Genomic DNA, 24,046 nt, shown 5'->3' with positions numbered 1-24,046 from the left:
GACGGAGGAGACGATCGTGCGACGGACCCCCACCCAGGTCGCGCTCGTTGCCGCTACCGCTCTCACCCTCGTCGCCTGCGGCGGCGGCGGTGACGACAAGGACTCACAGCCGCCATCCGCACCGACCGGCCTGAGCGTTGAGGCCGGCAGCGCACTGTCCGCACACGTCATGTGGGAAGCGGCCAAGGACAATGTCGCGGTCAGCGGCTACGTGGTCTACCGAGGCGACAGGAAGGTCAAGGACGTTCCCCCCGAGAAACTGATGATCGACGTCACCGATCTGAAGCCGTCCACCGCCTACTCCTTCTCGGTGCGTGCCAAGGACGCGGCAGGCAACCTCTCGCCGCACAGCGAGAAGAAGCCGGTCACCACACCCGCGGTGGTCGCCGAGGACAAGGAAGCCCCGGCGAAGCCGACGAAACTGCGCGGCAAGCACGACGGTTCGCACGGCGCCGAACTGACCTGGAGCGCACCGGGCAAGGGCCAGGGCATCACCTCGTACGACATCCTCCAGAGCGGCTCGAAGATCCACAGCGTGGGCGGCGACGCGACCTCGACCAAGGTCACGGGGCTGCGCCCCGGCACCGACTACTCGTTCACCCTCCAGGCGCGGGACGCCGCCGACAACACCTCACCGGCCAGCGCCCCCGTGGAGATCAGCACCCCGAAGGGACCCGGCGACGACCCCGACACGGCACCGCTCAGCTTCAAGGTCGAACGGCACAAGAGCGCCGAGGACGGTGCCTACTACCTCGATCTGTCCTGGCTGCCTCCGAAGGTCGACGGCGAGGTGCCCTCGTACGAGATCCATCTCAACGGGAAGCTGACCACCACGCTGGTCTGGGGCAACAAGGCTCCTGTGGGCAAGACCACCGAGAGCGTCTTCGCGGGCAAGAAGCCCGGTGTCAGCTACAAGGTGAAGATCCGCGCGAAGCTGCCGGACGGGGAGTGGGGCAGCTTCTCCCCCGAACTCACGATGGTCACCGGCGAAGCCAAGTCCTGACCGGCCCGGTGGGCCGGGCAGGGCTCGAACTCAACGGTCGGCGGTGCCGCCGAGAGGCAACGCCGCCTCTCGGCCCCGCACTCTCCTGCCCCTCAGCCGGGTCAGCAACGGACGTCCGCGTCCGCCGCCGTACGGGACCGGTTCGGACGTCCCGACCGAACCGGTGGCCCGTACCGAATCAGTGGTCCGCGCCGAATCCTCGGCGGACGGGGTTTCCTGTGCGCGCGTCAGAGTAGGAGCCGTGCCGCTCGGGCGCGGCGCCTGCCGGTCCCGTCGGGCGTCGGCCAGCAGCGCGGTCAGGCTGGAGCGGTGCCAGCTGATCTCGTCCGGTTCGTCGGCGGTCAGCAGCCGCCCCATGACCTCGCGCCCCGCCTCCGACCCGGGACGCCCCGGCGCGAGATCCGGCCGCAACCGGTTCAGACACGCGCGCTCGTACGGATCCGGAACCAGCTCGGCCAGCTGGACGGGATCGAGCACCGAACCGACGATCGCCGCACGCTCCCACCGGTCGTCGCTCTCGTGGAGCAGCAGGCCGATACGGCGACCTCGCCAGTTGCGCGGACGGCAGTCCTCCTCCGGCACCATCACCCCGGCCGCTTCCCCTGCCTTGGCGTCGGGCACCACGCCCATGTCCGAGCCGCAGCGGGCACGGCCGGTCGGCTTCCGTGGCCCCGCACGTGTCCCGGATCGCGGCAACCGCCCCGCCGGCAAGCCCGGCTCACCGCTCGCGAACGCCCGTAGCTCCTCGGCGAGATAGAGCCACACGACCGCTCGATAGCGATTGAGATAGAAACGCACCGGCACCAGATACCCCGCACGCGCCAGCCGGGTGAAGCGGCCGGGGCTGATGTCCATCAGCTCCGCCCCCTCGGCCGTGCCCACCGTCCGCACCCGCTCGCGCAGCGCGCCGGGGAAACCCGCCGCCCTCCGCAGCCGCTCAACCTCGCCGCGCGGGACCCGGCGTCGGCCGCTCAGGGCGCCACCGACCGTACGGACGTGCCCCATCTGCGTCGCCAGCTCGAACTCGCCCCGCTTCAGGCGCAGTTCCTGGGCCGCTCGACCGGCCGCGAGTGTCTCCGACACTTCCACAACAGACATCTACGTGCTCCCCCGTGAGTCGATTACTACTCTCGGTGACGACCGTAGCCCAGCGTCAGTTTCCTCGCCCGCCCTGTGGATAACTCTGGGCGCCCCTCAGGCGTCGGTGACCGCCGTATGGCCCGACTGCCGCACCGCGATGCCGAGATGCTCACCGACCCGGTTGACCATCAGCGTCATCTCGTAGGCGATCTGACCCACATCGGCCTCCGCCTCGCTCAGCACGCACAGACAACTGCCGTCCCCCGCCGCGGTCACGAACAGCAGCGCGTCATCGAACTCGATCATGGTCTGACGCGCCTTGCCCGCGTTGAAGTGCCGACCGGATCCCCGGGCGAGACTGTGCAGACCCGAGGAGACCGCCGCCAGATGCTCGGCGTCCTCGCGCGCCAGACCCGAACTCGTACCGGTCACCAGCCCGTCGTTGGACAGCACGAGCGCGTGCCGTATGGGCTCGACCCGACCGGTCAGATCCTCCAGAAGCCAGTCAAGTCCGTGTTCCAGCGCCATTGGTGACCACTCTCCCCGTTCAGACAGGTACCGCGCCCTGTGCCCCGTATCTCCCCCGTCATTCGCAAGCCTCGCGCACCGACCTGCTCACGGGCAAGCGATCCGGCGACCCGGGAAGGTCGCATGGAACCGGCCGTTCCCATCACTGAAACGATCAATATCGGGCCTGGCTGTATGCCTTCGCAACGTCTCGCGTCCCCGTCGGTGACAGACCACTCCCCTTGCGCAGCCTCCGGCGCCGAGCCGCCACTTCTGTCAATTCACCACCGCAATGCAATCCCTCGATCGTGTCACCTGTCACGGCGGAGTGAAACGAACACAGGATTACGGTCACTTTCCGGACGTCTGCCCATGTCTGCCGTCAACTGGAACTTTCCGTCAAGAATTCGCGGGACGCTCCCCGTTACGGCCACTTGATCAGCGGCGTTCATCAGTGACCGTGCACATCGACGCCGCTCCCAGGAGGAACCATGAAACCCATCGCCCCGCCCCTGGACGTTCACCGCGCGTTCGAGAGACCGCTGTTCGCCGACAGCTCACCGATCGGCCCCCCGATGCGTCAGGTTGACGCCGGGGGTGGCGCCGCATGAGGTTACTGAAGCGTCCCGGGCCCGCCGAGAACGTGGTGTCGGACAGCGAGCGCGAGCTGTTCGGCGGACCGCTGCGCTATGACACGGGCTGGTCCGACCACGAGTGGGCACCGCTCGAACTCGGTCTGCTGTCCTCGGTGCGCGCGATGCCGAGAATGGTCGCGGGCACCCTGCGGCTCGCCTGGCGGACGGACCGGCCGGCGTTGGTGACCGTCGGTGTCGCCGAGGCCGGTCAGGGGCTGACGGCCGCGCTGAGCCTGCTGGTGGTCAACTCGGTGCTCGGCTCGCTCCTCAGTGGCGGGAGCGCTGCCGACCGGGTCTCCGACGCGCTGCCCGCCCTCGTGGTGGGCGCGGTCGTCGCGGTCGTGGGCGCGCTCCTGGCTTCGTGGTCCACGTCCGCGGCCGGGCGCCTGGAGCCGAAGGTCGAACGGGCCGCGAACGAGGAGTACCTGCGCGCCGCGGTCCGGGTGGAACTGGAGGCGATCGAGGACGGCGAGTTCCGTCGCCTGATCGACACCGCCCAGTACGGTCCACCGTCGGCACGCAACATGATCGGCGCCAGCGTCGCCACCATGAACGGGGTCGTGTCGCTGCTCGCCGTCGGCGGAGTACTGACCGTGCTGCACCCGCAAGTCGCTGCTTAATCATCGTGTCGCTTTCCTCTCGGTACACCTTGGAGTGATTTCTCCAAGTCTGTTGCACTGAGGTCGTGTCGAATATCTAGGCTCCGCGCCATGCAACTGATCGGCTTCTCCGCGACCGGCTGGGAGTCCTGGGATGTGGCTCGACAGCCGCTCATCCGGAACCGGATGCCTGTACTCATCGACGACGACCTGAGATTCGAGGACGCTCCAGGAGCGCCCCGACCGACGGTGTTCGTCAATCGCTGGCTGCGTGAGCTTCCGCTGAACGGCGCCCCGGCCACGCGCACTTGGCAGAACAGCGCCAGCTGCCTCCGCGACTGACTGACGTTCCTCCACGTCCGGGGTGTCAGCCCCCTGGGTGACGGTCAGGACCTGCGCGCCGCCCTGGGAATGTACGCCGAGTACCGGCTGGCCGGCGAGCTGAAGGACCGCTGGGACCCCAGCGCGTGGAACCTGAACATGGGCATCCTGTCGGGCTTTTACTCATGGGCCCGTGAAGAAGGCATCGCCTCCGCCGTGCCGTTCAGCTACCGGACGGGCCGGCGCATGGCAGAGGGGGTGCTGGTCGAGGTGGAGCGGAACCTCGCGAAGCTGCGCACTCCGAGGCCGCACACGACGATCAAGTACCTGGAACGGGACTTCGCGGAGCTGTTCGTGCGGGGCCTGGCAGGGCTCGGCCCGGATGGTGAGCCGGACCCGCGCTACCGGGGTCGGGAAGGGGCTCGCAACGCGGCGATGGCCGGCCTGGTGCTCTCCAGTGGTCTGCGGCGGCAGGAGTTCACGCACCTGACGGTCTACGAGGTACCGCCTCTTCCGTCCCGCCCGCGAACGCTGCCCGTGCTGTTTCCGCTGAGCCATGCGATCACCAAGGGGCAGAAGGCTCGTACATCGTGGATTAGCTATGAGGCGCTAACCGAGGTGCACCAGTACATCGAGTTGGACCGGGCGGCGTCGGCCGAGGGCTTCACGTGGCGGCCGCCGTCGAAGCTGGGTGAGCCGCTGGTAGTGGAGGAGCCCGACTGGGATGGCGCGTTCTTCAACGGGGAGCGGCGGTCGTGGCGGAAGTTACGTCCGTCCGAGAGGCTGCGCCTGGTCGCTCCGGATGGCAGTTCGCCGCTGCTGGGTTTGCAGTCCTCGGGGCAGCCCTTCGTGGACTGGGCCACGGTCTTCCGTCGGACCTCGGCCCGTATCCGCGAGCGGTTCGAGCCGCGGTTTCCGACGGTGGCCCCGCACCGGCTGCGTCACTCGATGGCGATGGCGACCCTGGAGTGGCTGGTCACGGGCTACTACCAGCGGGCGGCTGCCCTCGCGGCGGACACCGGAGACGACGCCGCGATGGCTCTCTATCTGACCCGGAACGATCCGATGCTGATCCTGCGGGACTTGCTCGGCCACCAGAGCGTCCTGTCCACAGAGCTTTACATCAACCCTCGGGAATTGCATCAGACGGGCGAGAAGTCGCAGGTCGCCTGCTCACGGAGAGAGCCTGACGGACTCCGACACTACTACGATCTGACGCCCTGACCAGGCATGTTGCCAACACTGTCCCGTCTAATGCATGATCTGCCCTCCAGAAGGGATGGTCTGGAGTGGCGCATCAGCAGAAGGTGGCCCTCGCTGGGTCGGCTCGCATGGAGCTTGTCTCCGGGGTGGTCCAACTGCGTCCGGAGGACGCGATGTTCGACGCGATGCTGCGAGGTTGGCGAGCTCAGCAGAAGTCACGGGGACTGAAGGACGAAACGATCGACCCGAGGGAACGACTGATCCGCCGGTTCCTCGATTTCGCGAACGAGTACCCGTGGCAGTGGACGCCGGCCCACATGGACGAGTGGTCGGCCTCGCTGACGAGCGAGAAGCACCTGGCGCCCTCCACGATCCGCAGCTACCAGGGCACGGTTCGACTGTTCACCGAGCTCCTCATCGACGCCCGCTATGGCTGGGGCCCGGTATGCGAAGAAGCCTTCGGCGCTTATCCGGTGGCCATCGCTCACGAGTGGAACACCCTCCCTCACCTCCAGGATTACGAGGGAGATCCGGAAGCGAGGCCGTTCACCCGCGAAGAACTGCAGCGGTTCCTCGACTACGCCGACGACCAGGTCGCACGCGCCGTGAAGTCCAAACGCAAGGGAGCCCTCGCCGCCTACCGTGACGCGACCCTCTTCAAGGTCATCTACGGCTGGGGACTTCGCCGGACCGAGACGTCCAAGCTGGACGTGGTCGACTTCGGGCGGAACCCGAAGGCTCGCCAGTTCGGCCGGTACGGCACACTCAACGTCCGTTACAGCAAGGCGAAGAAGGGCCAGCCGCCACGGCGCCGGAACGTGCTGTCGGTGATGGACTGGGCCGTCGAGGCGGTCGCGGACTACGTCGAGAACGTCCGGCCGCGCTTCGGGTTCCCCGACCACCCGGCTCTCTGGATCACCGAACGCGGCGGACGCCTCCAGCCCGGCTCCATCAACGACCGGTTCGAGGCATACCGCGACGCCCTAAAACTCCCAAAAGATCTAGTTCCGCACTCAATCCGCCATTCATACATCACGCATTTGACCGAAGACGGAGTAGATAGGCGATTTATTCAGCAGCAAGTCGGTCACGAGTGCGACAGCTCCACGGCCATCTACACGCACGTCAGCGACGACTTCATGAACACTGCCTTGAGCAAGGCCCTGGCCCCGGCGTTCGCCAGCGTCTGACGAGGAAGGACCCGATTATGGCCGCCAAGCTCGACTACCACTGGCACCTGCGCAAGGTCATGGCGGACCGCGGGATGTTCTCCACCACCGACCTCATCCCGCCGCTGAAGGAACGCGGCATCAGCCTGTCGTCGAGCCAGGTCTACCGGCTCGTCGTCGAGCGGCCCGAACGCCTCAGCCTGAAGATCCTCATGGCCCTGCTCGACATCCTCGACTGCACCATGGACCACCTCATCGAGCCCATCGCCGTGGCCGGTTCCGCGACGAAGCCGAAGAAGGCCGCCGCAGGCGGGACTTCGGTCTCCGAAGGTGTCGGCGACCTGCGGCCCCGGCGGGCTCGCATCAGCGGAGTTGACCGGTGACAGGTCTCGCCGAGGAGGTCATCGCGGATCCGGTCGACCTGGTCGTGCGGCTGGTCGGGAACGTCGAAAAGCACCTGCCCGCCGAGCGCGTCCGCGACATCGTCCTCACGGTCGTACGCGCACGAGCCGGCCGCCGCAGCCTCGCCCAGGCCCTGCACGACGACCCGTCACTGTTGCAGACCGGACAGCCGCCGGCGCCCTACTGCGTCGCGAAACTGCTGATGGCCCTGAACGAGGCCGGCGCCCAGAACGTCGCACTGCCCAGCTGCGGGGAATACGGCCGCGCATGCGGCTACGTCGGCAGCAGCAAAGGCGGGCACTGGGGCTGTTCGCGCTGCTTCGACAAGCCCGCCATCTGCGCGGGATGCCATGGAGAGCGACGCGTCGTCAGCCGGGACCGTCACGGTGAGCCCCGCTGCGCGAACTGTCCGGACACCGACGGCGATCCGCTCCAGGAACTCACCGAACTCGTCACGAGCCTCGATCCCGCCCTCAACGACGACGTGGTCCTGGCCGCGCTCGGGCGAGCAACCGTCCGGCCCGCCGGCCAGCGCCGCCTTGCCTGGGCCGTCGTCGCCCGCCCCGAGCTGCTGACCGGCGTCGGTTACGAAGCCCCCACCCCGGCCGCCCTGCGGTTCGTCGACGAACTCGTCAAGGCCGGGGCGACCAAGGTCGTCCGACCGGCCTGCCCGCGCTGCCACGGAGTGAAGGCGCTGTCCAAGCTGCTGGACGGCAAGAGGATCTGCCGGGCCTGCTTCGCCCGCCACGCGGCCGTCCCCTGCTTCGGCTGCGGCGCCGTGCGCGAAGCCGCCACACGCGACGCCGAGGGCCGACCGCTGTGTCCGAACTGCATGATCAGGCAGCCCGCGAACTTGGAGGAGTGCGTCGGCTGCGGCCGCCGCAAGCCCGTCGCGAACCGGCTACCTGATGGCCCACGCTGCCAGAACTGCCGACCGAGGATCACCGCGGAGTGCGGCATCTGCGGGCGGACGGCGCTCTGCGACATGTCCCGGGCCACTGGCCAGCCCTGGTGCGACCGCTGCCAGCAGCGATGGGTGGCCTGCAGCGGCTGCGGCACCGTCGCCCAGGCCCGCAGCGGCACCTGGGAGGCGCCGTTGTGCGCGAAGTGCACTAACCCCGACCCGGACTTCTGGGGCCGCTGCCCGGTCTGCACCGTCACCTGGCAGCTCAGCACCCGTCCCTGCCAGCGATGCGTCCTCGATCAGCGAGTACGCGACCTCCTCAGCGACGCCACCGGAGCCATCCGGCCCGAACTCACCCCGTTCCAAGAGGCGTTGACGAGCTCCGAGCGCCCGGACGTCGCCTTCGCCTGGGTCTCCCGCTCCCAGGCCCGTGACCTCCTTGAACACATAGGACGCGACGAGCGGCCCGTCACCCACGAGGTCCTCGACGAACTGCCCCCGGGCAAGGTGCTGGCCCACCTGCGCAGTGTCCTGGTCGCGACTGGAGCCCTACCGCCCCGCGACGAGCGCCTCATCGCCCTGGAGAAATGGATCACTGCGACGGTCCAGGCCCGCAGCGACCTCGCCGAGCGCCGGATCCTGCACGGCTACGCGGTCTGGCACCACCTGCGCCGATTCCGGCGCCGCCTCGGCGAAGAGCACACCACCCGGCTCCAAGACCTGAACGTGCGCTGCCACGTCACCGCGGCGCACAACTTCCTCGACCGGCTCACCGGTGAAGGGCTCACGCTGGGGATCTGCACCCAGACGGACCTGGAACGCTGGATGGCCGACTCCACGGTCAGCTACCGCGACGAGACCGGCCACTTCGTCCGCTGGTCGGTACAGCACCGACATGCCCACGGCCTGACCTACGGCACCATCCGCTGGACCGGCCCGCTCGGCACCATCGACAGCGAGAAACGCTGGGCCGATGCCCGCCGCCTCCTCAACGACGACACGCTGCCGACCCCGGACCGCGTCGCGGGACTGCTACTGATCCTCTACGCACAGAAGATCGCGACCATCAGCCAACTCACCGTCGATGACGTCCACTTCGACGGCGAGACCGTCTCCATCACGTTCGGCACCTCGCCGGTCGTCCTGCCCGCGCCGTTGGCCAGCCTGGTCCGCGAGCTCGTCGCAACCCGCCGTGGCAAGGCCAAGATCGGCACTCCGGAGGACGTTCCCTGGCTATTTCCGGGAGGGCATCCAGGGCGCCCCCTCACCGACAGCCAGATCGGCATCCGTCTCCATAAGATCGGGATCCGACCGAAACAGGATCGCTCCACCGCACTGTTCACTCTCGCGACCGAGCTCCCCGCCGCGATCCTCGCCCGGATGCTCGATGTCCACATCAAGGTCGCCGTCCAGTGGCAGCAGGCATCCGCGGGGGACTGGGCCGCCTACGCTGCCGACGTCAGTCGACGGACGAGGTCGACATGACACTCGTGGAGGGCCATTCCAGAACAGTCAGCTCGGGCCATTGCTCTCGCCACCGCGCTGCCTTGGTCTCATAGACCGTCCGTGGAGCGAGCACCGGGTTCGGCCGGACGACGAGGTTGAACACGTCCGACAGGCCGTGCGGCGCATACACGCGCCACTGGCCGTTCGCCTCCACTCGTACTCCGAGGCAGCAGGTCGTCGCGGCGAAACTGTCGATCGCCGCCTCAGTGGAGTCATACGGCGGACACGGGACACCGAACTTGTCCTGATACCAGAGGTGAACTCGCGCTTCGTTGCGGATCTCTACCTCGGCGGGCAGGCCGGCGAAGACGTTGCGTCCGGTCTTGATCACCGTGTCTTCGGCCTCCCAGGACAAGTCGCCGCTGTCGAAGTAGAAGAGGTCGTAGTCCTTGATGCCGTTCGTCGGCGGCTTGCCCGTGACGACGTTCCACACGGTCTGGAACAGGCAGCCGGCCGTCACATACCACCCAGGCAGCTCCAGCGTCGCCGCCCGCGACAAGACCTCCGTCAACATGTCGTTACGGGACAGCACCACGCGAAGGGACTCAAGTTGCTGGTCGAGAGGGAGTCGGCTGATCATCAGCCCTGCCTACCACAGCTTGCCCGCCGGACGGGCCGGCTCTGCCTCAAGGACCCCTCGGTGGAGGGCGGGCGTCGCCCGCCCTCCACCGACTCCGAAACACCGCCAGAACTCCGGAGACGTGTACTTCGGGCTTGATTTCCGGGCCGGAGCCTCAGCTCTTGGTCAGGGTGCGGCTGAGAAGGTGCAGCAGGCGATCCCAATGAAGCTGCAGTGCAGCGGGGTTGAAGGCATCGGTGTCGGACATGGTGAAGCCGTGGACGGTGTCGGGGTAGATCTCGGAGGTGTAACCGACACCCGCCGCGTCCAGGGCCTGGTTGAGCTCGCCGAGGATCTCGGGCGTCAAGTCGCTCTCGGCGTGGCCGAAGTGGACCTCAGCGGTGAGCTTGGAGAGGCTGTCGGGGCCGTCGGCTCCCACCGGGCCGTGGAATGCGGCCAGGGCGGCTACCTGGCCGGGGTGGGCCGCGGCGGTGCGCGTTGCCAGGAGGCCGCCGATGCAGTAGCCGGTCACGGCGACCGGTCCGGCACTGACCTCGGGCTGAGCGGTGAGGAACTTGAGATAGGCGTCAGCGTCGCTCAGAACACGTTCTGTGGTGTGCGCCTCGATCATGGGCATCAGCTGGGTGAAGACCGCGGGCCGGGCCTCTTCTCCGATGTGCTCGGGAAGCTCGATCACCGGTGCCGGGCCGTGCCTGTAAAAGAGGTTGGGGGCGAGCACGTAGAACCCGTGCCCGGCCAGTTCGTGAGCCATCTCCCGCAGCACGGGCCGGATGCCGAAGCCGTCCGCGTACATCAGCACCCCCGGGTGCCGTCCGCCACCGTCAGGGAAGGCGGCGAACGCGTCGGCCTGGCCGTCCGCGGTGGAAATCTGCAGCATCTTGGTGGGCATGAGTTCTCCTGTCGTGGTTGACGTGTCGAGCTGAGATCAACACGACAGGAGGCGGAGCCCGCGCAGCAGCGCCGGATCCTCGATCCCACAGCGGGCCAGCACCGGCCCACACAGCGCTCAGAAGAGCACCGGGTCACCAATCCGTGTGTGGCGCAATGCCGTCCCGGTAGTCATGGCTACACAACGTAGCCCACCGGATGAAGCCGATGCCAGCCCATCAGGGCTACTCTCCGGTCCGGATTGGCCATATTCGTAGGCTTCCGCTGTGAAGGCATTCCAGCAGTTCCAATACCCGACTCCACCATTAGCTCGCCCCGGCGGATCCCAGCGACTGTTCCATGCCGAGATCGAGGAGGCCGAGGAAGCCCATCATGTGCAGCTGACGGTGCAGGCATTCCGCGATGTCCAAGCAGGCCGTATGCCCGCCGGTCCCGGTGCACGCGGCCTGATCGAGGCATTCCACCACGTGGATGCCCAGCTGAAAGACGCAGCCAACACAGACCCGAAGATCCTCAAGGACGACCGCCACCTGGAGAATCTCCTACGTAAACAGGCCAAGACACTCCACGTCGGGCCTGCCAACTTCTGCTGGTTCCGTGACCCGTCCAAGGCCCTGTGCCTACGCCTGGCCGGCACACCGAATGCGACAAAGCCGCTGGTCGGAATGTGCGACTCGGCTCGCTGCCCGCAGGCCACCCACCACCCCTGTCACCGTCCCGTCTGGGCCGGACAGGCCACCGCCATCGATGTGTTCATCGAGAGCCCTCGGGTGGCCAAGGGCGAGAAAGCACGGCTGGTACCCGAGCGCGATCGCGCCCTGCGCGTCGTCACAGAGATCGACGCGGCCGCCCAAGCCGCGGCGCCCATCGGAGAGGACTGAGATGGCCCGGCTCACCGAGGAGACCAAGACCCGGAACGAGGCCGCGATCCGGGCTGCTATGGAACGGATTCTGAGCGGAAACCTGCCGCCCGGTGGAAAGTCCGACCTCAAGACCCTCGCCGCCCTGGCCGGGGTAACCCGCACCGGCTTCTATCCCAAAACGAACCGGGATGGCACCACCAGGCCCGGCGCCTACCAGCACCTCGCCGAGGAGTTCGAGCGGCGACTCAGGGAGCTTCGGGACGCCGGGGAGATCCTCGATCCCCGAGTCGCACAGATCGAGCGGCTCAAGAAGGAGAACGCTGAGCTGAGAAAGCGAATCAGCGCCCGCGACGAGCAGTTGGCGGAATTGACCGATTTCAAGACCTTGGCGATCTCTCGGCTGGCCGCCCAACACGACGAGATCGAGCGTCTGCGCAAGCAGGCGGCAGCCAATCACAACGTGCGCCCACTGCCCGCCCCGAGCAGCACCGTCCCCTTCGGATCGTGCAGTTGACACCGACGGGTGGAGAGGATGCGCCTATGGCTTGTCCCTTCCACCCGTCTCTGCCGGTCGTACACGCTCACCGCCTTGATGAAGGCCGGTAGCCAACCGACCCCCACCACTCCTTGCGGTGGGGGTCGGAGGCAAGAGCTCTGAACCTGACCTCCTATTCGGTGCGCAGGGCCGTGGCGGTTCGGGCCCCGGCGGCCCAGCCAGCGGGCAGGAGTGCACCCAGGGTGGCGATGAGCAGGCCACCGAGTGCGAGCGGGAACAGTTCAGCTCCGTGGTAGAAGGCGATGACGGAACCGGGGAGGCGGAGCCCCACGCTGTCGCCCATCGCCGGGATGACCCAGCCGTGCAGGACTACGCCGAGCGGCACGCCCAGAGCGCCCGCGACCAGTCCGGTCACGACGACCGAGGTGAGGACCATCGCGATGGTCTGCCGGGGGGTCATGCCGAGCGCCTTGTGGACACCGATCTCCCGGACGCGCTCGCGGGTGTCGAGCAGCACGCCGTTGAGCACGCCGAGCGCGGCGACGGCGACGAGCATCAGCGTGAGGATCGCGGACAACGCGTTGAGCGTGACGACCATGTCGCTGCCGGAGCCGAGCCCGCCGGCCTGGGCGGTGGCCCCCAGTGGTGCCAGGTCTGCGTTGAGCGCGCCGACGTAGCTGGCCACGTCGGTGCCCGACGTGACCGCGATGTGATGACTCGTCTCCGTCAGGTCAGGATGTGCGCCCTTGAGGGTCGAGGCGTCGGTGAAGACCTGCATGCCGTCGTTGCGGGGGTCGAGGACCTCGCCGACGATCCGGACCGTGACCGGCTCGGCCAGCCCGTCCAGGGTGACGGTGTCGCCGATGCGGGTGCCGGTGGGGGCCAGGAAGGGGGTCGGGACCACGGCCTCGCCGGGCCTGTTGATCCAGCGGCCCGAGACCATCGTGAAGCCGCCCCAGGAGGCGTCGCCGGTGAAGGCGATCACGTCGATGGTGCCGGTCAGGCCGGACACGGTCGTCCGTACCTTCGAGGCGCTGTAGTACTTCCCGGTTCCGGCGGCGGCCTCGATGGCCGCGGCGACTGCAGCGGGATCGGTCTTGGGCTGCTTGGGCTGCTTCTCGGGGCCAGGGCCTTGGGGTCCGAAGTCCGGCATGGGCGCAGGCACGGTGAGATCGGCAACGTCGTGGGCCTTGGCTTTCATCACCTGGCCGAGCGTGGCGCCCATCCCGACGGTGAACGTGACGGCGATGGTGCCGAACAGGATCGCCGTGCCCATGGCCAGCGCGCGGGCGGGCCGCGCGAAGGGCCGGGCCAGGCCCAGGGCGACCGGCTGCGGCAACGGCAGCCGTCCGGCCAGGCGGGCTGCCCACCGGCCGCGCCCCGCCGAAGCGGTACGCCCGACGGCGAGCGCGTCGACCGTGCGCAGCCGGCCTGCCCGCCAGGCACTGGCCCACGCGGTCGCCACCACCAGGCCGAGCACCCCGGCGATCACCGCCAGGTCGACCCAGGGGGCGATGGTCAGGGACGAGGTGCCGTAGGCCTCCTCGGTCTCGGCCAGTACGGGGACGGCGAGCAAGTGGCCGACGAGGACACCGAGGGCCGTGCCAGCGGCGGCCGGGATCAGCGCCTGGCCCACGTAGGCCCGCACGACCTGGGCCGGGGTGAAGCCGACGGCCTTGAGGATGCCGATGCGGCGCGTTCCCATGCCGACGGCCGACGCGACGACGTTGCCGACGATGAGCACCGACATGACCAGGCCGAGGGCGCCGAACGCGATGAGGAACGGGACGTAGAGGGCGGTGTCCTGCTCGGCGGTCTTCTTGACGGTGAGCCATGACTGTTCGCCGACGGCCGCCTTTGGCGGCAGGAATTGCGTCACGACCTTGCCGCCCGCGGTGATCTGCGCGGCGGTGCCCGCGTCGGTGAAGCGGTAGAGCATCTGGTAGCCGCCGCTGCCCGGCACGGTGAGCGCCGCCATCTGGGACGGAACCACCCAGGCGTCAGCGGTCTGCGTGACCGAGCGGGCCACACCGACCACCGTCAGTGTCGGATCGCCGGACAGATCGGGGAAGGTGATCTTCATGCCCATGGTCGGGATGAGCGCGGAGTTGGCGGACAGCACGATCTCGCCGGAGTGCGTGGGCCACCGTCCATCGAGCAGCGCCGCCTCGTCCACGTCCCGGCCGGGATCGCCCCGGCCGACCACAGTCATCGGCCACCCGGGGTTGTCCCAGCCGTCCGACCGCGGGGTGACCGTCGCCGTACGGAACGGCCCGGCCGCGGCGCTCACCCCTTCGGCGTCCTTGGACTTCGACAGCTGCCCGGCGCTCACCTTGCCCGCGTCGAACTGCACGGACAGATGCGCGCCGTGCTGCCTGGCGAAGGCGTCATCGAAGGGCCCGCCGGAAACCACGAGCAGCGTTCCGCCGAGGACGGAGGCGGCCACCGCCATCATCGTGGCGAGCCCGATCACCAGCGTCTGCACCCGGCGTCGTCCCACCCCCGAGCGCACCACCCTGCCGAGCGCGCTCATCGGACGGCCTCCGGGGCGACGGCCTGCGACCGGACGTCTTCGGTGATCCGGCCGTCGGCGATCCTGACCGTACGGTTTGTGCAGGACCGGGCCAAAGCCAGGTCGTGGGTGACCACGACGATGGTCTGGCCCTCGGCATTGAGGTCAGTGAGCAGTTGGCTGACGTCCTGTCCGGCGGCGGTGTCCAGGGCCCCGGTCGGCTCGTCGGCCAGGAGCAGCGCCGGCCGGTTCATCAACGCCCGGGCCACCGCGACGCGCTGCCGCTCGCCGCCCGACAGCCGCCCCGGGTAGGCGCCGGCGTGCCGGTCGATGCCCAGCAGTTCCAGGAGTTCCGCCGTCCGGCGATCTGCCTCACCACGTGCCATACCCGCGAGGCGCGCGGGCAGGACAACATTATCGGTGACGGTCAGATCGTCGAGCAGGTTGAAGAACTGGAAGACCATGCCGATCTTCGACCGCCGGTAGAGCGCCGATCCGGCTTCGCCCAGCTGATCCACCCGCACCCCGTCCACAGTGACGGTCCCCGTGTCCGGCCGGTCCAGGCCCGCGATCAGATTGAGCAGCGTGGACTTGCCGCTGCCGGAGCCGCCGGTCAGGCGTCGGCCGGTGTTCAGGGTTCCGTCGTGGACGGCGAGGCGCTCGCGCAGGCCGATCAGGCCCCGGCCGCTTCCGGTGGCCGCGCCCGGGTGTCCACCGGTGTCGGTGACCTCCACCCGGAGCCGCTGCGGGCCGTATTCGACGGTCACGGCGGCGGTGGCGCCGGACGCGTGCTTCACGGTGTTGGTCAGGGCTTCTACCGTGTGGAGGCCCTGATCCCCTTGGAGACACCGTGACCGAGCCGCTGCGTGTGCTCGTCGCCGACGACCAGACCCTGGTCCGCACCGGATTCCGGTTGATCCTCCGCGCCGACGGCATCGACGTCGTCGCCGAGGCGACCAACGGAACCGAAGCAGTGGACGCGGTTCGCCGCACCCGGCCCGACGTGGTCCTGATGGACGTCCGGATGCCCGACATGGACGGCCTGGAGGCCACCCGCCGCATCCTCACCGGCGCCCCCGACACCCCCCGCGTCATCATCCTGACCACCTTCGACCTCGACCGATACGTCTACGCGGCACTGTCCGCCGGGGCCAGCGGCTTCCTCCTCAAGGACGTCACCCCAGAGCAGCTGACCGCGGCCGTCCGCACGGTCCGCACCGGCGACGCTCTCCTCGCGCCCGCCATCACCCGCCGCCTCGTACAGCGGTTCGCCCAGCACGGCAGCGACACCGCCGCCCTCCACCGCGACCTCGCCTCGCTCACCCCGCGCGAACTGGAGGTCCTCGGCCTGCTGGCCCGAGGACTGAGCAACGCCGAACTCGCCAGTCGCCTCCACCTGGCCGAGGCGACCGTCAAGACGCATGTCGCCCGCATCCTCGCCAAGCTCGGACTCCGTGACCGTGTCCAGGCCGTCATCGTCGCCTACGAGACAGGTCTGGTCAGCGTCGGCGTAGGCGAGGCCGCCCAGCAGTCCACCGAGCAGACGTAGACCGAAGCCGAGACTTGGGACCAGCAGCCGGAACCTACGTCTGTCCCAGTAGTTCACGCCTCCGAACGGTCATACAACGGTCGCCCGATGTCCGCGTTTCGCCGCGGTGCGGGGGTCGGGCACAGCCGACAGCAAGATGCCGAGCTGCGATGCAGGCTGTCCTGCCGTGTAATCTTCGTCAGCAACTCGGCCAGTAAAGGGACAACTTGCCGCTTCGGAGCGCGACACGGGCGAAGGTCCCGCTCCAGCCATAATGCGACACGACCTGCGTGGGACACAGCGACTGCAACGACTAACCCGCTGTTGCTGCCGATGCTCCTGCTGATCGCGGCGCCGCGCGGCTGGGGCGCGATGCGTGTGTCCCAGCGGCGCCATCTCTCGGTGATGGCCTGGGTGGAGCACTTGCGCGCCAGCCGCCTGATCGCCGGACTCCTCACCTCCCGCTCCGCCGCGCACGAGGTGCGCGTGCACGGCGTCGGCCGCTTCCTCCTCAGGCACTACCGCAACATGGCCGAGAGCGCGGAGACCGAGGCAACGCGGCTGGCCAGGGACAAGGCGGCCACCGAACTGCTCGCCGCCGCGCTGTCGGGAGTGGCCGCGCTGATCACATACGGAACGATGGCCGCGCTCATCATGTCCGGGCGGATGGACCTGGCCGTGGCGGGCACCGCCGTGGTCGCGGTCCGGTCGGACTCGGCGAGCCTGGGCTCCCTCGTGGTGACCACGAACTCGCTGCACGAGGAGTCCCTGTACGTACGCGACTTGGAGAGGTTCCTCGCGGAGGCCGGCGGCAGGTCCATTCCGTACGGGGGCCGTTCCCTCCCCGAGCCCACGAAGGTGATCACCCTGGAGGACGTCTCCTTCAGCTATCCGGACCGGGAGACGCCCGCGCTCAGCGGGTTGTCCCTGACCATTCCGATGGGCTCGGTGGTGGCCCTCGTCGGCGAGAACGGCTCCGGCAAGAGCACGCTCGTGAAGCTGCTCGCCGGACTCCACCTGCCCGACAGCGGGCGGTTGGCCTGGGACGGCGTCGACATCGCGGAGGCGGACCGCGACCAGATCTTCGACCGGGTGTCGCTGCTCACCCAGGATTTCGAGCGCTGGCCGGTGACCGCCCGGACGAACATCGAGATCGGCAGGCCCGACGCCGCCGAGGGTGATCTGGACGCGGCGGCCCGGTACTCGGGCGCGGACAGGATCGCCGAGAGTCTGCCGAAGGGGTTCCACACCCTCCTGGCCCGTGTGTTCCGCGGGGCGTCCGAGCTGTCCGGCGGGCAGTGGCAGAAGTTCGGCCTGGCCCGCGCCCACTACCGGGACGCGCAGGTGATCGTGGTGGACGAACCCACGTCCGCCCTCGATCCCGAGTCGGAGATCGAGGCGTTCGACCGGATCCGGGGGCTGGCCGGCGAACGGAGAGCGGTCGTACTGGTCACGCACCGCATGTCCGGTGTGCGGCACGCGGACCTCATCTACGTCCTGCACGAGGGCAGGCTGGTCGAACAGGGCGACCACGAGAGCCTGTTGGCCGCCGAGGGCAGATACGCCTCGATGTTCCACATGCGGGCGGAGCAGTACGGGCACGGCGCGCGCCCGGAAAGGTGCTGTGCCGCGCCAGGCGGGCGCTGCGGGGAAGGGCGGCCCGCCCGTCGACACAACAGCCGATCAGGCCGTGTGACACCACCCCGGCCGGCCGTTTCACCTCAGGTGCCGGACGGGCTGCCGGCCCGTCCGGCACCTCGGGACCTGCCGACCCGTACGGCCGCCCGAGGCACGAGCCCTAAGCGGCGTCGCGCATCACATCCCTACGGATGCGCGCACAGGAGTCGTTGATCAGCCGTGAGACGTGCATCTGCGAGATACCGAGGTCTTCGGCGATGCTGCTCTGGGTCATCCCCCGGAAGAACCTCATATAGAGGATGCGCTTCTCCCGGTCGGGCAGTCGGCGCAGCCGCGGTTTGACGGCCTCACGATCGACCACGGCGTCCAGCGCCGCGTCCCAGGCCCCCAGGGAGTCGCCCAGTGTGGGGCCCTCGTCCGGGGAGGACAGGCTCGCGTCGAGCGACAGCACGTTGAAGCAGTCCATGGCCTCGGCTCCCATGACCGCTTCGTTCCGGGTCATTCCCGCGTGGAAGGCGATCTCGTCGACGGTCGGCGCCACATTGCCGTGCCGTTGCGCCAGTTCGTCGCGGGCGTCGCGCACGCGGGCCCGGAGTTCCTGGACCCGCCGTGGGACATGGACGGACCACAGGCGGTCGCGGAAGTGCCGCTTGAGCTCCCCGGTGATCGTGGGCACGGCGAAGCTCTCGAACGCGGTGCCCCGGTGCGGGTCGTACCGCTCCACGGCCTTCACCAGTCCGATCGCGGCGACCTGCCGCAGGTCCTCCAGAGCCTCGCCCCGGTGCCGGAAGCGCCCGGCCAGCCTGTCGGCCATCGGGAGCCAGGCGCACACGATCTCCCCGCGGGTCCGGTACTTCTCGGGGCCGTCCGGCAGTCCTGCGGCCCGTTCGAAGGCCGCGGAGGTGTCAGGAACGTCCTCGTGCCTCACCCGGTAGGCCATCACCCGAGGGGTCATGATGCTCTTCAGCTCCTCGCTCGACGCGGCCGTCGTCACCGGAGGAGCACACAGCGGCCACCGGGCGACGCCCGGAGCGGTACGCCGCTCCACGGACGTGCCTCCTGTCCGAAGCACGACCAGCGTGTGCCCCTGAACACCCCCGGCAAACAAGGGGGTTCAGGGGCGGGCAGATCTTCTGATTCGAGGAGTGCGGGCGCGCTTCTCAGCCGTTGCGGTCCGGTTCGGCGCCGTGCCACACGGTCGTGATGTTGCAGAACTCACGGATCCCGTGGTCCGACAGCTCCCGTCCGTACCCGGAGCGCTTGACGCCGCCGAAGGGAAGCGCGGGATGGGACGCGGTCATGCCGTTGAAGAAGACACCGCCGGCCTGGAGATCGCGTACGCAACGCCGCACGTCCTCGTCGTCGCGCGTCCATACGTTGGAACTCAGGCCGAACGGGGTGTCGTTGGCGACGCTCACCGCCTCGTCGAGATCGGATACCCGGTACAGGGTGGCGACGGGGCCGAACGCCTCTTCGTGGTGGATGCGCATGTCGGGGGAGACATCCGTGAGGACGGTGGGTTCGTAGTACCAGCCGCCGGCCAGTCCGTCGGGGCGGCGCCCGCCGCAGCGGGCGGTGGCACCGCGGTTGACCGCGTCGCCGACCAACTCCTCGAGGTCGGCCCGGCCCTGTTCGCTCGCCAGCGGGCCGACATCGGTCGACTCGTCCATCGGGTCGCCGACGGTCAGCTTCCGCATCCCGGCGACGAATCGTTCACCGAAGGCGTCGTAGACGTCGGCGTGCACGATGAAGCGCTTGGCCGCGATGCAGGACTGGCCGTTGTTCTGCACCCGGGCCGTCACGGCGGCCCGCGCGGCGCGGTCGATGTCGGCCGACGGCATCACGATGTACGGGTCGCTGCCGCCGAGTTCGAGCACGGTCGGCTTCACCTCGTCACCGGCGATCGCGGCCACGGAGCGCCCGGCCGGCTCACTGCCCGTCAGGGTCGCCGCGGCCACCCGGCGGTCACGCAGGATGCCCTCGATCGCGTCGGACCCCACGAGCAGCGTCTGGAAGCAGCCCTCGGGGAAACCCGCCCTCCTGAAGAGGTCGCCCAGATACAAGGCGGTCTGAGGGACGTTCGACGCGTGTTTGAGCAGGCCCACATTGCCCGCCATGAGCGCGGGGGCGGCGAATCGTACGACCTGCCAGAGCGGGAAGTTCCACGGCATGACCGCCAGCACGACGCCCAGCGGGCGGTAGCGGACATACGCGCGTGCGGCGCCCGAGTCCTGGACGTCGGCGGCCGACGGGTGCTCGTCGGCGAGGAGTCCCGGCGCGTGGCGCGCGTACCAGCGCATCGACTTGGCGCATTTCGCCGCCTCCGCGCGTGCCGCGCCGATCGGCTTGCCCATCTCGGTGGTCATGGTGCGGGCGATGTCGTCCCGGTCCTCATCGAGGAGGTCGGCGGCGCGGTTCAGCAGCGCGGCCCGGTGGCCGAAGTCCGTGGTGCGGTGCTGTTCGAACGCGGCGGCGGCCACGGCCAGCCGCCGCTCGATCTCGTCGGACCCCAGGGCGTCGAACGTCTTCAGGGTCTCGCCGGTGGCGGGATCGACCGTGGCGATGGGCATGGGACCGTCCTCCTCCGATTCGGTGCTTCGACACTCGCGCGGTACGCACGGGCCCGCAACGCGGCGGGACGCGGCGATACACGGTGGGGAATCATGTGCCCATGACCCACGACCACACGCGTGTACAGGAATTCTTCGGGGTCCGGGCGGCGGACTGGGACGCGCGCTTCCCCGACGACGGCCCTGCCTATGCCGCCGCGGTGGCCGAGATGGGGCTGCGTCCCGGCGACAGCGTCCTGGACGCGGGCTGCGGCACCGGCAGGGCACCGACCGCCCTCCGGGCCGCCGTGGGGCCACGGGGCACCGTGCTGGGGGCCGACCTCACCCGCGAGATGCTCGCGGCGGCCGTACGGAGCGGTCGCGACGAGGTCGGTGCTCTGCTGCTCGCCGATGTGGCGCGTCTGCCGCTGCGCCCGCTCTGCCTGGACGCGGTCTTCGCCGCCGGGCTGATCGCCCATCTGTCGGAGCCCACCACGGATCTGCGGGAGCTGGCCAGGGTCGTACGGCCCGGTGGGCGGCTGGCGCTCTTCCACCCCGTCGGGCGGGCCGCGCTGGCCGCCCGGCAGGGCCGGCGGATCACACCGGACGATCTCCGTGCCGAGGGCATGCTCCGTCCGCTGCTCGCGGGGGCGGGCTGGCGGCTGCTGTCGTACGTGGACGAGGACGACCGTTTCCTCGCGCTCTCGGTACGGGAGGGCTGACTCACCGGGTCGGCCCGTACCGAGTGCGCGGTCGCGTCAACGGGTATCGAACCTGTGTAGGAGGCGGGGGCCCGAAGGATGTGCGGAAGGTGGACGGACGATGTTCGACAAGCTGCGCGGACTCTTCGTATCGAACCGGATCGCCCAGCCGGTCGCCGAGCCGGCCGCGTCGTCCCAGAGCCGGACACGCCGGCACAACCTGTTCGAGGCCGCGGCCACGTATGTCGCGGCGACCGCCGACGACGACCAGGACCGGATGGACGAGGCGTCCGGCTGGGTCTCCCCCGAGGCGCTGTCCTTCGGGGTCAGCGAGCTGGCGTGCCGGGCCGTGATAGCGCTGGCGCGTGAGCGGGACGAGTCGCCCCAGACGGTGGCACGCAGCCTCCTCGGGCTGCCCGCGGCCTGACGGCGGGGCGCGGAGCGGTGTGGGCGGCCGTCGGCCTCTCGACGGCCGGGCGGCCGACTGGCTAAGGTGCGCCGACAACCGATCGGACACGACCGATCGGATCGGGAGGTGCCGTGTCAGGTACGGACGAATCCGCCGATGAGGACGCGCTGTTTGTGCTGTCGGCCGTATTGCTGACACCGGCGCAGTTTCCCAGCGTGCTCGGGGACGACTTTCCCGAGGCGTGCGCGGCTCTGGGACTGGAGCCGTACGACCGCGGGTACGGGCTGGTGCTCGGCCAGGACGGGACCGGCGCGCGCTGGACGGTGGCCGTCGACGACGTGTCGCTGGTCGCGGTCGCCATCGCCGCGTGGGACTGCGGTATGGAGTACGACCTGTCTCCCGACGAACGTACGGTGGTCGCGGCGGTTCCGGGCTGGCCGCTGGCCCTGGCGGTGGCGGCGCCGGGAATCCCCGCGCCGCACGATCCCGATCCGGAGCCGGACGAGGAGGCCGACGGGGCGAGACCCTCGCTCGCGCCGCCCGACACGACGACCTGGGGTCCTGCGCAGCGCCGCCTCGGCGCGGACGAGATCGCGCTTCAGTGGGAGGCGTGGCGTGCTCAGTTCGACCACGAGGACGAACCGCAGCGGGCCGGGACCGGCACGGATACGGACACAGGCGCGGAAGCCGCCGAGGACGCGGACCCCGTTGCCGCCGACAACGAGGACGGCGCGAGGGGCGCGGAGGGTGGCGGCCGGGAGATCCTCCACGACGGGATACGCCGCGTACTGAAGGAGCTGCACGGCTACCTGGAGTCATCGCCGCCGCTGGGCCGGGTCCGCTCCGGTTTCGCGGCCGCCGGCGCGCGGATGCTGCGGGCGGACGGTCCCGGCTGGTCCCTCGTCGCGAGGACCGACGACATCGCCTACATCCTTCTGGACGACGAACCGAACGAAGTACTGCCGGTGGGCCGTGGACCCGAGCTGCCCAAACTTCTCGAAGCGCTCGACAGGATCGCCGTCCGCCCGTCCTGAGGCGCCCCTGCGGTCGACGCGAAGCCCCCGTACGCGTCCGGGACCGTGTCATGGGTCCGGCGTGGCGTACGGGGGCTGTTTCGCAGGTCAGCGCGGGGTCAGCGGCCGATCTCCTTGCGTGTGACGCGCTTGAGCCGACGGCGCTGCGACGGGTCGAGCATCAGATAGGCCACCGCGGGCACGCCGAGCACCACCAGCAGCGACATCCAGAATCCGATGAATGGAATCAGGAGAAGACCGACGGCCACTCCCCCGACAGCGATCTTTGCCCTAGTCGACATTTTCGACGCCTCCTTCGCGGCCGAGGCCGCTCCCTGCTGATTGAACGCTCACGGGCGTCCGCCAGTTCCACTATGCAGCGCCCGCGTGCGCGGCGCCGCGATAGGGCGGTGCTCCGTCGCGCGGATCAGGCCCCGGCGCGCAGCGGCGCTCCGACCTCGTGCAGATGTACGAGCGCCTGCCGGTACGAGTCGACCAGGCCCGTCTCCACATAGGAGACGTCCATCTCGCGGCAGTGCGCGCGCACCAGCGGCTGGGCGAGCTTCAGGTGGGGACGCGGCATGCTCGGGAAGAGGTGGTGTTCGATCTGGTAGTTCAGGCCACCGAGGAACCAGTCGGTGAAGAAGCCACCCCGGATGTTGCGGGAGGTGAGGGTCTGCCGGCGCAGATGTCCCCAGCTCGCGAACTCCTCCTCGGTGGGGATCTTCATGCCCTTGTGGTTCGGGGCGAAGGCCATGCCCAGGTGAAGGCCGTACATCATCTGGTGGATCAGCAGGAAGACGACGGCCTGGCCGACGCTGAGCGTCGTGAAGAGCAGCGCGAGGTAGGCGACCACGTGCGTGATGAGCAGCGAGCCCTCGAGGAGGCGCTCACGCGGGCTCTGGCGGCTGACGCCGCGGGAGAAGACGCTCCGGAATCCGTAGACCTTGAGGGCGATGCCCTCCAGGGTCGTCAGCGGGAAGAACGCCACGGCCTGGTGGCGGGTGAGCCAGCGGCGCAGACCCTTGCGGCCCTCGGTCTGGTGCTGGGCGAAGACGAGGATGTCGGCACCGACGTCCGGGTCCTTCTCCAGGTGGTTGGGGTTGGCGTGGTGTCGGTTGTGCTTGTCGTTCCACCAGTCCTGGCTCATTCCGAGCAGAAGATTGGCGTGGAGAAGCTGGACGAGCCGGTTCCGTCCGCGGGTGGCGCATATCTGGGCGTGCCCCGCGTCGTGCGCGACGAACGACATCCGGGCCGAAAGGAGCGCCAGCGGCGGAGCCAGGAGGAGCGCCCACCAGGACGCTCCGATCAGCACCATGCCGGTCACGACCGCGGCGAACCCGAGCAGGTTGACGGCGATACCGCGGGCGTACCAGGCGGTTCGCCGTTCGAGGAGGCCCTGCTCCCTGACCGTCCGCAGAAGGGGCGCGAAGTCGCTGCCGCCCGTGCGGGCGGCGGCGGGGCCTGGGGTGGTGGTCTCCGCGACTGCTGCGGGGGCCTGGGGCATGTCGGTCTCCGGTCTTTAGGCCGACGATCGTGA

At 69.3% G+C, this 24,046-nt stretch carries 22 protein-coding genes and 2 pseudogenes; 14 read left to right on the top strand and 10 right to left on the bottom strand.

What is annotated here, in order from left to right:
- The first annotated feature begins 16 nt into the window (after positions 1-16).
- Positions 17-1,003, top strand: coding sequence for a fibronectin type III domain-containing protein (locus SSPS47_RS33480; protein WP_164254164.1), 987 nt, complete (start codon positions 17-19; stop codon positions 1,001-1,003).
- 30 nt (positions 1,004-1,033) lie between these two features.
- On the opposite strand, the gene SSPS47_RS33475 is transcribed toward SSPS47_RS33480, so the two are convergent.
- The gene (locus SSPS47_RS33475; protein ID WP_164254163.1) at positions 1,034-2,101 is read right to left on the bottom strand and encodes a DUF6397 family protein; all 1,068 of its coding nucleotides are present in this window, start codon (positions 2,099-2,101) and stop codon (positions 1,034-1,036) included.
- Between the two features lie 96 nt (positions 2,102-2,197).
- A complete protein-coding gene (locus SSPS47_RS33470; protein ID WP_147877941.1) occupies positions 2,198-2,611 on the bottom strand; it encodes a roadblock/LC7 domain-containing protein in 414 nt (137 codons plus the stop codon).
- Between the two features lie 586 nt (positions 2,612-3,197).
- Here SSPS47_RS33470 and SSPS47_RS33465 point away from each other — a divergent pair.
- The 6 genes and pseudogenes from SSPS47_RS33465 to SSPS47_RS33440 form a co-directional block, all read left to right on the top strand.
- Positions 3,198-3,836 (top strand): annotated as a pseudogene (locus SSPS47_RS33465) (ABC transporter ATP-binding protein); the annotation flags it as partial.
- Positions 3,837-3,935: 99 nt separating this feature from the next.
- On the top strand, positions 3,936-4,166 hold the full coding sequence (locus tag SSPS47_RS33460; RefSeq protein WP_164254162.1) for a hypothetical protein: 231 nt from the start codon (positions 3,936-3,938) through the stop codon (positions 4,164-4,166).
- A 69-nt stretch (positions 4,167-4,235) separates the two neighbouring features.
- Positions 4,236-5,369 (top strand): site-specific integrase, encoded by a 1,134-nt coding sequence (locus SSPS47_RS33455; RefSeq protein ID WP_164254161.1) that lies wholly within the window; start codon positions 4,236-4,238, stop codon positions 5,367-5,369.
- A 65-nt stretch (positions 5,370-5,434) separates the two neighbouring features.
- The gene (locus SSPS47_RS33450) at positions 5,435-6,538 is read left to right on the top strand and encodes a tyrosine-type recombinase/integrase (protein WP_164254160.1); all 1,104 of its coding nucleotides are present in this window, start codon (positions 5,435-5,437) and stop codon (positions 6,536-6,538) included.
- A gap of 17 nt (positions 6,539-6,555) precedes the next feature.
- Positions 6,556-6,900 (top strand): helix-turn-helix transcriptional regulator, encoded by a 345-nt coding sequence (locus SSPS47_RS33445; protein ID WP_203557993.1) that lies wholly within the window; start codon positions 6,556-6,558, stop codon positions 6,898-6,900.
- Positions 6,897-9,308, top strand: coding sequence for a phage integrase family protein (locus SSPS47_RS33440; protein WP_164254159.1), 2,412 nt, complete (start codon positions 6,897-6,899; stop codon positions 9,306-9,308). Before SSPS47_RS33445 ends, SSPS47_RS33440 begins: the two co-directional genes overlap by 4 nt.
- On the opposite strand, the gene SSPS47_RS33435 is transcribed toward SSPS47_RS33440, so the two are convergent.
- Positions 9,283-9,909, bottom strand: a complete 627-nt coding sequence (locus tag SSPS47_RS33435; RefSeq protein ID WP_164254158.1) for a nucleotidyltransferase family protein — start codon at positions 9,907-9,909, stop codon at positions 9,283-9,285. The two genes, SSPS47_RS33440 and SSPS47_RS33435, sit on opposite strands and share 26 nt — an antisense overlap.
- Positions 9,910-10,063: 154 nt before the next feature.
- The gene (locus tag SSPS47_RS33430) at positions 10,064-10,798 is read right to left on the bottom strand and encodes a dienelactone hydrolase family protein (RefSeq protein WP_164254157.1); all 735 of its coding nucleotides are present in this window, start codon (positions 10,796-10,798) and stop codon (positions 10,064-10,066) included.
- Positions 10,799-11,063: 265 nt separating this feature from the next.
- Here SSPS47_RS33430 and SSPS47_RS33425 point away from each other — a divergent pair, with 265 nt between their 5' ends.
- Together SSPS47_RS33425 and SSPS47_RS33420 are read left to right on the top strand one after the other, a co-directional pair.
- Positions 11,064-11,678 (top strand): hypothetical protein, encoded by a 615-nt coding sequence (locus tag SSPS47_RS33425; protein WP_164254156.1) that lies wholly within the window; start codon positions 11,064-11,066, stop codon positions 11,676-11,678.
- Between the two features lies 1 nt (position 11,679).
- Entirely contained in the window at positions 11,680-12,174 is a 495-nt protein-coding gene (locus SSPS47_RS33420; protein ID WP_164254155.1) for a hypothetical protein, read from the top strand.
- Positions 12,175-12,328: 154 nt separating this feature from the next.
- Here SSPS47_RS33420 and SSPS47_RS33415 read toward each other — a convergent pair whose 3' ends face one another.
- Both SSPS47_RS33415 and SSPS47_RS33410 read right to left on the bottom strand, forming a co-directional pair.
- Positions 12,329-14,689, bottom strand: coding sequence for an ABC transporter permease (locus tag SSPS47_RS33415; protein ID WP_164254154.1), 2,361 nt, complete (start codon positions 14,687-14,689; stop codon positions 12,329-12,331).
- Positions 14,686-15,465 (bottom strand): ATP-binding cassette domain-containing protein, encoded by a 780-nt coding sequence (locus tag SSPS47_RS33410; protein ID WP_239065171.1) that lies wholly within the window; start codon positions 15,463-15,465, stop codon positions 14,686-14,688. Before SSPS47_RS33410 ends, SSPS47_RS33415 begins: the two co-directional genes overlap by 4 nt.
- A 53-nt stretch (positions 15,466-15,518) precedes the next feature.
- Between SSPS47_RS33410 and SSPS47_RS33405 the strand changes: the two genes are divergently transcribed.
- Positions 15,519-16,217 carry a response regulator transcription factor gene (locus SSPS47_RS33405; protein WP_164254153.1) on the top strand — a complete coding sequence of 233 codons (699 nt, stop codon included), beginning with the start codon at positions 15,519-15,521 and terminating at the stop codon, positions 16,215-16,217.
- Between the two features lie 294 nt (positions 16,218-16,511).
- Positions 16,512-18,047, top strand: a pseudogene (locus SSPS47_RS33400) (ABC transporter ATP-binding protein); the annotation flags it as partial.
- On the opposite strand, the gene SSPS47_RS33395 reads toward SSPS47_RS33400, so the two are convergent.
- On the bottom strand, positions 17,995-18,789 hold the full coding sequence (locus SSPS47_RS33395; protein WP_164255275.1) for a SigB/SigF/SigG family RNA polymerase sigma factor: 795 nt from the start codon (positions 18,787-18,789) through the stop codon (positions 17,995-17,997). The pseudogene SSPS47_RS33400 and the gene SSPS47_RS33395 sit on opposite strands and share 53 nt — an antisense overlap.
- Before the next feature lie 205 nt (positions 18,790-18,994).
- Entirely contained in the window at positions 18,995-20,404 is a 1,410-nt protein-coding gene (locus SSPS47_RS33390) for an NADP-dependent succinic semialdehyde dehydrogenase (protein ID WP_164254151.1), read from the bottom strand.
- 101 nt (positions 20,405-20,505) lie between these two features.
- Between SSPS47_RS33390 and SSPS47_RS33385 the strand changes: the two genes are divergently transcribed.
- The 3 genes from SSPS47_RS33385 (at position 20,506) to SSPS47_RS33375 (ending at position 22,527) form a co-directional block, all read left to right on the top strand.
- Positions 20,506-21,105 (top strand): methyltransferase domain-containing protein, encoded by a 600-nt coding sequence (locus tag SSPS47_RS33385; protein ID WP_164254150.1) that lies wholly within the window; start codon positions 20,506-20,508, stop codon positions 21,103-21,105.
- A 100-nt stretch (positions 21,106-21,205) separates the two neighbouring features.
- Positions 21,206-21,511, top strand: coding sequence for a hypothetical protein (locus SSPS47_RS33380; protein ID WP_147877944.1), 306 nt, complete (start codon positions 21,206-21,208; stop codon positions 21,509-21,511).
- Positions 21,512-21,624: 113 nt separating this feature from the next.
- Positions 21,625-22,527 (top strand): hypothetical protein, encoded by a 903-nt coding sequence (locus SSPS47_RS33375; protein WP_164254149.1) that lies wholly within the window; start codon positions 21,625-21,627, stop codon positions 22,525-22,527.
- A 98-nt stretch (positions 22,528-22,625) separates the two neighbouring features.
- On the opposite strand, the gene SSPS47_RS33370 is transcribed toward SSPS47_RS33375, so the two are convergent.
- Both SSPS47_RS33370 and SSPS47_RS33365 read right to left on the bottom strand, forming a co-directional pair.
- Positions 22,626-22,808, bottom strand: coding sequence for a hypothetical protein (locus SSPS47_RS33370; protein ID WP_147877946.1), 183 nt, complete (start codon positions 22,806-22,808; stop codon positions 22,626-22,628).
- Positions 22,809-22,933: 125 nt separating this feature from the next.
- Positions 22,934-24,013: an acyl-CoA desaturase gene (locus tag SSPS47_RS33365; RefSeq protein ID WP_164254148.1), complete on the bottom strand. Its 1,080-nt coding sequence runs from the start codon at positions 24,011-24,013 to the stop codon at positions 22,934-22,936.
- Between the last annotated feature and the right edge of the window lie 33 nt (positions 24,014-24,046).

Origin of the sequence: Streptomyces sp. S4.7 (genome assembly GCF_010384365.1) — a bacterium.
In the GTDB taxonomy this organism is placed as follows: domain Bacteria; phylum Actinomycetota; class Actinomycetes; order Streptomycetales; family Streptomycetaceae; genus Streptomyces.
This window is presented reverse-complemented; position numbering and strand designations above follow the sequence as displayed.